Origin of the sequence: Paludibacterium sp. (genome assembly GCF_019232825.1) — a bacterium.
Lineage (GTDB): Bacteria > Pseudomonadota > Gammaproteobacteria > Burkholderiales > Chromobacteriaceae > Paludibacterium.
This window is the reverse complement of sequence record NZ_JAFAND010000026.1, coordinates 1-10,624: the sequence shown is the minus strand read 5'-3', so window position 1 is coordinate 10,624 and position 10,624 is coordinate 1. Positions and strand designations below refer to the sequence as shown.

8 protein-coding genes are annotated in these 10,624 nt (G+C 61.8%); 7 read left to right on the top strand and 1 reads right to left on the bottom strand.

Annotated features, from left to right (window positions below; all coding sequences use genetic code 11):
* The first annotated feature begins 584 nt into the window (after positions 1-584).
* Positions 585-1,940, top strand: coding sequence for an exodeoxyribonuclease VII large subunit (xseA, locus tag JOZ06_RS02610; protein ID WP_293228345.1), 1,356 nt, complete (start codon positions 585-587; stop codon positions 1,938-1,940).
* Between the two features lie 79 nt (positions 1,941-2,019).
* Here xseA and JOZ06_RS02605 read toward each other — a convergent pair whose 3' ends face one another.
* Positions 2,020-2,316: a metalloregulator ArsR/SmtB family transcription factor gene (locus tag JOZ06_RS02605; RefSeq protein ID WP_133678941.1), complete on the bottom strand. Its 297-nt coding sequence runs from the start codon at positions 2,314-2,316 to the stop codon at positions 2,020-2,022.
* A gap of 104 nt (positions 2,317-2,420) precedes the next feature.
* Here JOZ06_RS02605 and gpmI point away from each other — a divergent pair, with 104 nt between their 5' ends.
* The 6 genes from gpmI (at position 2,421) to ppk1 (ending at position 10,604) form a co-directional block, all read left to right on the top strand.
* Positions 2,421-3,941: a 2,3-bisphosphoglycerate-independent phosphoglycerate mutase gene (gene gpmI, locus JOZ06_RS02600; protein ID WP_293228339.1), complete on the top strand. Its 1,521-nt coding sequence runs from the start codon at positions 2,421-2,423 to the stop codon at positions 3,939-3,941.
* Entirely contained in the window at positions 3,938-5,239 is a 1,302-nt protein-coding gene (locus JOZ06_RS02595; protein ID WP_293228337.1) for a peptidoglycan DD-metalloendopeptidase family protein, read from the top strand. The genes gpmI and JOZ06_RS02595 overlap by 4 nt, the downstream gene beginning before the upstream one ends.
* Positions 5,240-5,262: 23 nt before the next feature.
* A complete protein-coding gene (locus JOZ06_RS02590; protein ID WP_293228335.1) occupies positions 5,263-6,675 on the top strand; it encodes a S41 family peptidase in 1,413 nt (470 codons plus the stop codon).
* A gap of 126 nt (positions 6,676-6,801) precedes the next feature.
* Positions 6,802-8,109, top strand: coding sequence for an amino-acid N-acetyltransferase (argA, locus tag JOZ06_RS02585; protein WP_293228334.1), 1,308 nt, complete (start codon positions 6,802-6,804; stop codon positions 8,107-8,109).
* A 103-nt stretch (positions 8,110-8,212) separates the two neighbouring features.
* Positions 8,213-8,485 (top strand): oxidative damage protection protein, encoded by a 273-nt coding sequence (locus JOZ06_RS02580; RefSeq protein ID WP_293228332.1) that lies wholly within the window; start codon positions 8,213-8,215, stop codon positions 8,483-8,485.
* 61 nt (positions 8,486-8,546) lie between these two features.
* Positions 8,547-10,604 (top strand): polyphosphate kinase 1, encoded by a 2,058-nt coding sequence (gene ppk1 / locus JOZ06_RS02575; RefSeq protein WP_293228331.1) that lies wholly within the window; start codon positions 8,547-8,549, stop codon positions 10,602-10,604.
* Positions 10,605-10,624: the final 20 nt, after the last annotated feature.

The following is a 10,624-nucleotide window of genomic DNA, read 5'->3' as shown; positions in this document are numbered from 1 at the left end:
GCTCGACAGCTTCTACGGCCGCGCGTATGTCGAAAGCCATCTGCGCGCCGAAGACAAGCCGGCCGAGAAGGCCAAGGGCGGCAAGAAGGCGTAAGCCGCAGCGTGTGGTAAACAGCTCGCCCAAACGGCCGCCTCGCGCGGCCGTTTTCATTAGTAATGCCTGGTCCCGCTTCGCGTGGCGTTGGCGCAATGCCGCGCGTTGCACGGCGATTGCGCCCTACGACGCCGGATGTGCGCTCGCGTAGGGCGCACTCGCCGAAGGCAGTGCGCCGCAGACGCTACTGCTGTAGTACTAGTGCCCCTCTGAACAAGCACTGTTCTAGCTGCTACAATGGCGGACTGAAGCGCGACACTTAAGGCGCGGCTTCAATGGTGTGGATAAACCTGTTGATAATATTGAAAATTCCAGGCAAGGCTCAGACGGCGAGCACGCTGGCGATAGCGCCGTCTATCCGCGATAAGGGATAATTAAGCCACTGTTTTTATTAGTATTTTTACTCATCTCCCTGCGCAGCTTTAAAGGATTTCCGTCGCCGTTTCCTACAAAATTGCGCTTTGTCAACCGCTGTGGATGACTTGACAAAATGTCCCTTTCTCCTTCCGCCCCCGACGTCATCAGCGTTTCGGCATTGAACCGCTTAGCGCGCGACTTGCTCGAGTCAGGCCTGCCCGCGGCATGGATCGGCGGCGAAGTGTCGAACCTGACCGTCGCCGCCTCCGGCCATGCCTATTTCTCGCTCAAGGATGCGACGGCGCAGGCACGCTGCGTCATGTTCCGCAACCGATTAAGCGCACTGCCGTTCAAGCTGGCCAACGGTCTACAGGTCGAATTGCGCGGGTTGGCCTCGCTCTATGAAGCCCGCGGCGAATTCCAAATCAACGTCGAGACCGTGCGCGCCGCCGGGCTTGGCCGCCTGTTCGAAGCCTTCGAGCGCCTGAAGGCACAGTTGGCCGCCGAAGGACTGTTCGCCGCGGAACGCAAGCGCCCCATTCCGCACCTGCCTCGCGCCATCGGCATCGTCACCTCGCCCGCCGCCGCGGCACTGCGCGACGTGGTCACCACACTGACGCGCCGCATGCCAGGCCTGCCCCTGATTCTTTATCCGACGCCGGTGCAAGGCGACGGCGCCGCACAACAGATCGCCGCCGCGATTAACCAAGCAGGGGCACGCCGCGAAGTCGACGTGCTGATCGTCTGCCGAGGCGGCGGCAGCATCGAAGACCTATGGGCCTTCAATGAAGAAGCCGTGGCCCGCGCCGTCAGCGCATGCCCACTTCCGGTCATCAGCGGCGTGGGACACGAAACCGACTTTACCATCTGCGATTTCGCCGCCGACTTGCGCGCGCCCACCCCCACGGCCGCGGCCGAACTGGCGGCGCCCAGTCGCGAGCAGTTGCAGCGCCAGATCGACCAGGCCCGTCAAGCGCTGCAGCGCGCGACCGCCCGGCAGCTGAACAACAAGACGCAGCAGCTCGATCTCAAAACCCAACGGTTGCGCCATCCGGGCGAGCGGCTCAAGCAGCAGGCAATGGCGTTGGACCACGCCCGAGCGCAATTGCAACAACGTATGCAGCTTTGCCTGCAGAACACGCGCATGCGGCTGGGACTCGCGCAAAACCGCTTCCGATTGGTCCGGCCCGACCTGACGCTTGCCGGCGAACGGCTGGCGCAACAGCGCGCCATGCTCGTTCGCGCCATGTCGCAGACGATGCAGAACCGGCGGCAGACCCTCGCGCGCCATGCGGCGCTGTTGGCGTCGTATAACCCGCAAGCGGTATTGGCGCGCGGTTATGCCATCGTGCAGACTGAAAAGGGAGAAGTGGTGAAATCGGCGGCCAACTTACGCCAGGGGCAGCGCCTGCAATTGCAGCTGGCGGAGGGACGCACGGAAGCGCTGGTGGACCATCGCGCGCAACAACAACCGGAACTGCCGTTTTAAATACCAACGGGCTACTCTGTAGCCCGTGTGGATAGTCCGGCAAAGCGCGCGCCGAAATACTATATAAAAGTGGAAACGCTCAGTCGCCGAAGCCGCAGAAGACTTCGCGCATCATTTTCAAGACTTCGAGCGTTCGTATATCGCCTACCCGGTAGTACACCCTGTTCGCATCCTTGCGCGTACGCAACACCCCTTTGTCGCGCATGATGGCCAAGTGTTGGGAAATATTGCTTTGAGACGTGCCTACCTGTTCGACAATATCCTGCACGCTGACCTCTTGATCCTCCAATACGGAGATGATCTTCAGCCGCAGCGGGTGCGACATGGCCTTCATCGCCCGCGAGGACTGTTCGATCTGGTCGTTGTTGAACAACAAGGTATTACTCCTAAGTAGTCATTTTTCTGGTGCGATATACGGTACAATAGTAAACATAAAATCGCCTTCTATCAAGAATTTCTAATATTCCGATTGCCAATATCATGAAAAAACCCACACCTGTAATGCTGCTGATCATGGACGGCTTTGGTTACCGCCCAGAAGGCGATGACAACGCCATTCTGCATGCCAACATGCCCCACTGGAAGGCACTGTGTGCCAAATACGCTTTTGGCACGATTCAAGCATCCGAACGCTTTGTCGGTTTGCCGGGCGGACAGTTCGGCAATTCGGAGGTCGGCCACCTGAATATCGGCGCGGGTCGCGTGGTGCAGCAAGACATCAGCCGCATCGACTGCGACATCGAAGCGGGCACCTTCGGACAAAATCCGACGCTGCAGGAAACCTTCCGCCAAGCGAAAAACGGCACGCTGCACATCATGGGCCTGTTGTCCGACGGCGGCGTGCATAGCCACGAAAACCACATCCATGCGGTACTGCGCGCCGCGCAGCAAGCGGGCGTCAAGCACATCGCCATGCACGCCTTCCTCGACGGCCGCGATACGCCGCCGCGAAGCGCACGCCTGTACATCGAGCGTCTCGATGCCGTGCTCGCCACCATTCCGGAAGCCCGCCTGGCATCGATGACCGGCCGCTACTGGGCAATGGACCGCGACAAGCGCTGGGAGCGCGTCGAAACCGCCTATCGCCTGCTGGTCGACGGCGAAGGCGAATTCCACGCCGATAGCGGGCTCGCGGGCTTGGAAGCCGCCTACCAGCGCGACGAGAATGACGAATTCGTCAAACCGACCGCCATCGGCGCCAAGACCGTGATGGCCGACGGCGATTGCGTGCTGTTCATGAATTTCCGCGCCGACCGCGCGCGCCAACTGGTCAGCGCCCTGACCGACCCGCGCTTCGACGGCTTCAAGGGCCGGCAGCCGAAATTCGCTTATTTCGCCACGCTGACCCGTTACGGCGAAGAGTACCCGCAACCGACGCTGTACGCGCCGCAAACCATCAAAAACGGCTTCGGCGAGTATCTGGCGAGCCTGGGCCTGCACCAGTTGCGCATTGCCGAAACCGAGAAATATCCCCACGTCACCTACTTCTTCAACGGTGGCGAGGAAAAGGTCTACCCCGGCGAAGAGCGTATCCTGGTCCCGTCGCCCAAGGTCGCCACCTACGATCTGCAGCCGGAAATGAGCGCGCCGCAAGTGGCCGACCACATTGTCGAATCCATCGCCAGCGGCAAGTTCGATGCCATCATCTGTAACTTCGCCAACGGCGACATGGTGGGCCATACCGGCAAGTTCGACGCCGCGGTGCGCGCCGTCGAAGCCCTCGACGTGTGCATCGGCCGCTGCGTCGACGCCATGCTGGCGGCTGGCGGCGAGGTGTTGATCAGCGCCGACCACGGCAACTGCGAAAACATGTACGATGCTGCCAATGGCCAGCCGCACACGCAGCACACCACCAACCAGGTGCCGTTCCTGTATGTTGGCCGAGCGGCGCACATCCGCGAAGGCGGCGCGCTGCGCGACATCGCCCCGACGCTGTTGACGATGATGGGCCTCGACAAACCCGCTGAAATGACCGGTGAATCCCTGATCGACTTCCAGTGAAACGCACTCTTCTCCTTCTTTTGACGCTCGCGAGCCCGGCCTGGGCCGCGAGCACGACTTTGAGCACCGCGCCGCAACAGCAGAACTTGAAGGCGGTGCGCAAGGAAATCGACAACCTGCAGAAGGACATCGCCCAGAAGCAGGCCGTGCAGAAACAGGCGAAAACCGCCATCCAACAGTCGGAGCTGGCCATCCAGCAAACCGACCAGGTATTGAGTCAGCTGGGCAAAAAGCAAAACACGTCCGCATCGAGGCTTGCCGATCTGGAGCGTCAAATCCGCGATGCGCAGCAACAGGTGGCGCTCGCCCGGCAGAAAGTGGGCCAGATGCTGGCGCACCAATACCGCAACGGCGAGCACGACGCCATGAAACTGATGCTCAATGGCTCCGACCCGAATCAGACCTCGCGCGATTTGGTGTACTACCAGTACATTGCCCGCGCGCAGCAACAGCTGATCCAGGATCTGAACCAGCGCCAAGCCGCGCTTGGCGAGTTGGCGACCCAGCTCGAGCAACAGCTGCACATCATCGTCGACATGAGCACCAAGAAGGCGGCAGAGAAGAGCGCGCTGCAACAAACCAAGGCCAGCCAGCAACAGCAGGTCAATCAGCTCGGCAATGAGATTCAAGACCGGCAGGACCGGCTCGCCAAGCTCAAGCAGGACGAAAAGCGACTTACCGATCTGATCGCCGACATCAATCGCAAGATCCAGCAGCAGGCCGCCCTGCGCCGCGCCAAGGAACAAGCCGCCTTCAAGGCGCGTCAGGAAGCGGCGCGCAAGGAAAATGAACGCCGGCGCAAACTGGCTGCCGATGCGCATAAGCAGGGCAAGCCGGTTCCGGAGGTCGCCAAGACCCAGGTGCCGGTGGAAACCGTCGACACGGCGGCGGACGACGGCAACGCCGGCCGCGCCTTCAAGAGCCTGCAAGGACGCATGAAGCTACCGGTAACCGGCGAAATCGCCGGCCGTTTCGGCGCCATGCGCAGCGAGGGTACCGTCTGGAAGGGCGTATTCATTCACGCCGCCCGCGGACAGGCCGTGCATGTCGTGGCCGATGGGCACGTGGTCTACGCCGATGCGCTGCGCGGATTCGGCAACGCGGTCATCGTCGATCACGGCGGCAATTACCTCACCGTCTATACCGGCCTCTCGGCCATCGCCCGTGGTGTTGGCGACGCGGTCAAGGCCGGAGATAGCTTGGGCAGCACGGGAGCACTAGACAGCGGCGAGCCCGGCCTGTACTTTGAAATACGTTATCTGGGTAAGCCAATTAACCCACTTACTTGGGTGCATTAAACAGCAATGGAGCGTTCTTCCTGATGAGTAGTCAACGCATGAAAAAAATCGCGCTGGTCTGCGCCGGCGCGCTGGCGGGCGGGGCGCTGACCCTGAGCATCCAGGCCTATGCCGAGAAAGACACCAGTCTCTCCGCCTTGCCGCTGTCCGAACTGCGCACCTTTGCCGAGGTCTTCGGGCGCATCAAGCAGGACTACGTCGAGCCGGTGGATGACAAGAAGCTGATCAACGATGCCATCAAGGGCATGATGACCGGTCTGGATCCCCATTCCGATTACATGACGCCGGATGAATTCAAGGATCTGCGCGAGAAGACCCAAGGCGAATTCGGCGGTCTCGGCATCGAGATCGGCGCCGAGGACGGCTTGGTCAAGGTCATCGCGCCGTATGAGGACACGCCGGCACAGAAGGCCGGCATCAAGAGCGGCGACTTCATCGTCAAGATCGACGACACGCCGGTGCGCGGCATGAGTCTCAACGATGCCGCCAAGCGCATGCGCGGCAAGCCGGGCACCAAGGTCACGCTGACCATCGCGCGCAAGAACGCCGACAAGCCGATCGTACTGACGCTGACGCGGGCGATCATCCGCACCAAGAGCGTCAAGTTCAAGCTGATCGAACCGGGTTACGGCTATATCCGCATCTCCCAGTTCCAAGAGCATACGACCGAAAACCTGGCCAGTGCTCTGCAGAACCTGTATGCCAGCAACAAGGCCGACTTGAAGGGGCTGGTGCTCGACTTGCGCGACGACCCGGGCGGTGTGCTCAATGGCGCGGTGGGCGTCGCAGCCGCCTTCTTGCCCAAAGACACGCTGGTGGTCTACACCGAGGGCCGCACCGCCGACTCCAAGATGCATCTGACCGCCACGCTCGCCAACTACGCCAATGCCGACGGCTCGAACCCGCTGGCCAAGCTGCCGGCGCAAGCGCGCAAAGTGCCGATCGTGGTGCTGGTCAACGGCGGCACGGCTTCGGCGTCGGAAATCGTCGCGGGCGCCTTGCAGGATAATAAGCGCGCGCTGGTACTGGGCACGCAATCCTTCGGCAAGGGGTCGGTGCAGTCGATCCTGCCGTTGTCCAACGATGGCGGCATTCGCCTGACCACGTCGCGCTACTTCACGCCGAGCGGCCGCTCGATCCAGGCCAAGGGCATCACGCCCGACATTCTGGCCGATGATGGCGATTCGGCCTTCCAAGCCTTCTCGGTGCGAGAAGCCGATCTGGAAGGCCATTTGTCCAATCCGAACGGCGACGACAAGAGCGCGAAGACGGCCAAACCGGCCGCCCCCGCCGCGCCGGCGACGGACAACGCCAAGCCGGCACGGCCGCAGCCCAATGGCGATGAGCCGGATCCGGCCAGCGATTATCAGCTGAGCCAGGCCCTCAATACGCTCAAGGTGCAACAACTGCTGTTGAAGAAAGCGGCCAGCGATTGACCGTCCGCCGCCTGCGGGCGGCGGCTTGAAACAGAAGGATCCGGCCGGGGTGTGCAGGCTCTCCCCGGCCGAGCTTTTAGACCAGGGCCTGATTGCAAACAGGCCCTCATCGTCGGAGCCGGACAGATGCTGTCTCATCAATTTGCACTGCCGTTTCGTGAAGCGGCCCCCTACATCAACACCTTTCGCGGCAAGACCTTCGTCCTGGCGGTCAGCGGCGAAACCATCGACAACGGCCACTTCCCGCGCTTGGCGCCGGACATCAACCTGTTGGTCAGCCTAGGTGTGCGCGTCGTGCTGGTGCACGGCATCCGGCCGCAGATCGACAAACTGCTGGCGCCCCATGGGCTGGCGCGGCAATTCCATCACCACCGCCGCATCACCGACGACGACACCATCGACATCGTCAAACAGGCGATCGGACTTGCCCGGCTCGATATCGAGTCGGCCCTGTCCGCCGGCATGCCGAATTCGCCGATGCACGGCGCGCATCTGCGCGTGGTCGGCGGCAACGTCATGACCGCCCAGCCGCTCGGGGTGGTCGACGGGGTGGACATGCAGTACACCGGGCAGGTGCGCCGCCTGGATACGCAGGCCATCCACTCCTGGCTCGCCAACGGCGACCTGGTGCTGATTTCGCCCATTGGTTATTCGCCGACCGGCGAGGCCTTCAACCTGACGATGGAAGAGGTCGCCACCGAAACCGCCATCGCCTTGCGCGCCGAAAAACTGATCTTCCTGATCGAAGGCATCGGCGTGCTGGACGAGGACGGCGATCTGATCCACAACATGACCGCGCAACAGGCCGAGGAGCGCATGGCGGCGGGGCTCGTCAACGAAGAGGCGCAGCTCTACCTGCCCTATACCGTGCGCGCCACGCGGGAAGGCGTCACCCGCGCCCATCTGGTCAGCGATAGCGACGACGGCGCGCTGCTGACGGAACTGTTCACCTCCACCGGCTCCGGCAGCATGATCGCGCGCGATCCGCTGGTTAAACTGCGCCCGGCCAACATCGACGACATCGGCGACCTGATGGCGCTGATCCGCCCGTTGGAAGAGCAAAACATTCTGGTGCGGCGCAGCCGCGAATGGCTCGAAATGGAGATCGGCCGCTACACGGTGCTCGAGCACGACAACCGCATCTACGGTTGTGTCGCCATGCATCCGTTCCACGAGGCGGAAAGCGCCGAGCTCGCCTGTCTCGCCGTGGCGCCGGAGCGGCGCAACAGCGGCTTTGGCGAACTGTTGCTGCGCCACGTGGAATATCAGGCCAGAACGCAGGGGCTGGCTTCGCTGTTCGTGCTCACCACCAAGACGGCGCATTGGTTCATCGAGCGCGGCTTCAGCGAGATGGCGCCGTCCGAGCTGCCCGAGGAGCGGCAGCGTCTGTACAACACGCAGCGGCGGTCGAAGGTGTTCGCCAAGCCGCTCTAACGGCTCACGGCGACCCTACCGAGATCAAGGTTGGAGCACCCGCGCCGGTTATGCCACAATAAGCGTCATAACCCCGATTCATTTGCCTCAAGGATTTTTTTCAATGGCACGCACTATTCACTGCATCAAGCTCGGCCGCGAAGCCGAAGGCCTGGATTTCCCGCCGCTGCCCGGCGCGCTCGGCCAACGCGTTTTCGAAAACGTCTCGAAGGAAGCTTGGCAAGGCTGGCTGCGCTACCAAACCATGCTGATCAACGAAAACCGTTTGAGCCTGGCCGACCAACGCGCGCGCCAGTACCTATCACAACAGATGGAAGCGTACTTCTTCGGCGAGGGCGCCGAAGCGCCAAGCGGATATGTTCCGCCGGCTCATTGAAAAACCATAATAAAAGCCCGCTACACTGGGCTTTTTTCTTTTCTGGCGCACGACCCGGATCATGGCAAATCAAGAACAAACCATGCTTAACCGCGAACTCGGACTGATCGAGTTCAACCGCCGCGTGCTCGCGCAAGCGGAAGACCCCAGGCTGCCACTGTTGGAACGCCTGAAGTTCCTTTGCATCGTCTCCTCCAATCTGGACGAATTTTTCGAGGTCCGCGTGGCTTGGCTCAAGGAGGTCAAGGCGCACACACCCGACCGCGCCATGGCCGACGGCACCACGGCGGAACAGTGCCTGGAGAAAGTCTGCGCCGCCGCGCGCCAATTGATTCAAGAGCAATACGGCGTGATGCGCGAGGTGATCTTCCCTGCGCTACGCGACGAGAATATCCAGTTTCTACGCCGGATCGAATGGAGCGTTGAACAGCAGGAGTGGGTGAAGTCGTTTTTCCACCGCGAGCTGATGCCGATCCTAACGCCGATCGGGCTCGACCCGTCGCACCCCTTCCCCAAGGTGCTGAACAAAAGTTTGAATTTCGCCGTCGAGCTGGAAGGGCGGGACGCCTTCGGCCGCCAATCCGGCATCGCCATCGTGCAGGCGCCGCGCATCCTGCCGCGGGTGATTCAGCTGCCCGCCGATATCTGCGACGGCCACCCGCACACCTTCGTGTTCCTGTCCTCGATCCTGCACTCGCACGTGCACGAGCTGTTCCTCGGCATGACGGTCAAGGGCTGCTATCAATTCCGCGTGACCCGCAACAGCGAGCTCAACCTCGAAGAAGAGGACATGAAGAACCTGCGCACCGCGCTGCAGGGCGAGTTGCGCCATCGGCAGTTCGGCGACGCGGTGCGGCTGGAAGTGGCGGATACCTGTCCACCGCATATGGCGGAATTCCTGCTCACCCAATTCGGCCTCGATCCGCGCGACGTCTTCCGCGTCGACGGCCCGGTCAACTTGGTGCGGCTGATGCAGCTGCCCGATCTGGTCGACCGCCCGGACCTGAAATTCAAGCCGTTCATACCGAGCTTGCCGCCGTTGCTGGAAAAGAAGATTGGTCTGTTCGACGCCATCAGCCAAGGCGACATTCTGCTGCACCATCCGTATCAAAGCTTCCATCCGGTCATCGATTTGCTCAATCTAGCCGCCACCGACCCGCAAGTGGTGGCCATCAAGATGACGGTGTACCGTACCGGCACCGACTCGGTGCTGATGGACTCGCTGATCGCGGCGGCGCGCGCCGGCAAACAGGTCACCGTGGTGGTGGAACTGATGGCACGCTTCGACGAGGAAGCCAACATCAGCTGGGCCTCGCTGCTGGAAGATGCCGGCGCGCACGTGGTGTACGGCGTGTTCGGCTACAAGGTGCACGCCAAGATGCTGATGGTGATCCGCCGCGAGGACAAGCGCCTGCGCCGCTATGTGCATCTGGGCACCGGCAACTATCACCCGCGTACCGCCCGCTTCTATACCGACCTGGGCCTGCTGACCTGCAACGAAGAAATCGCCAGCGATGTGAACGACATCTTCGTGCAACTGACCGGTCTGGGCCGCGCCAGCCAGCTCAAGCAGCTGCACCAGAGCCCGTTTACCCTGCACAGCTTGCTGATCGACTCCATCGAACGTGAAATCGAACATGCCCAGCAAGGCCGTCCGGCGCAGATCATCGCCAAGATGAACGCCCTGCTGGAGCCGCAGGTCATCCACGCGCTGTACCGCGCCAGCCAGGCCGGGGTGAAGATCCAGCTGATCGTGCGTGGCGTCTGCGCCCTGCGCCCCGGTGTACCGGGGCTGTCGGATAACATCACCGTGCGTTCGGTGGTGGGCCGCTTCCTGGAACACCCACGCGTTTATTACTTCTACAACGACAAGCAGGAAAACCTGTACATCGCCAGTGCCGACTGGATGGGACGCAACCTGTTCCGCCGCATTGAAACCTGCGTGCCGATCCTGGATCCCAAGGTCAAGCGCCGGGTGATCAAGGAAGCACTGCGCCTGTACCTGGAAGACAATGTCAACGCCTGGGACATGCAGCCGGACGGCAGCTACAAGCGCCGTGCCAACCGTGGCAAGGAACGCTGCGCCCAGAACGTGCTGCTGGAAGAATACGCCCGCTAATCATCCACACCCTGCATGAC

Bases quoted from the DNA above. Each gene is read 5' to 3' on its own strand.
- xseA (WP_293228345.1), top strand. From the start codon at position 585: ATGTCCCTTTCTCCTTCCGCCCCCGACGTCATCAGCGTTTCGGCATTG.
- gpmI (WP_293228339.1), top strand. From the start codon at position 2,421: ATGAAAAAACCCACACCTGTAATGCTGCTGATCATGGACGGCTTTGGT.
- JOZ06_RS02590 (WP_293228335.1), top strand. From the start codon at position 5,263: ATGAGTAGTCAACGCATGAAAAAAATCGCGCTGGTCTGCGCCGGCGCG.
- argA (WP_293228334.1), top strand. From the start codon at position 6,802: ATGCTGTCTCATCAATTTGCACTGCCGTTTCGTGAAGCGGCCCCCTAC.
- JOZ06_RS02580 (WP_293228332.1), top strand. From the start codon at position 8,213: ATGGCACGCACTATTCACTGCATCAAGCTCGGCCGCGAAGCCGAAGGC.
- ppk1 (WP_293228331.1), top strand. From the start codon at position 8,547: ATGGCAAATCAAGAACAAACCATGCTTAACCGCGAACTCGGACTGATC.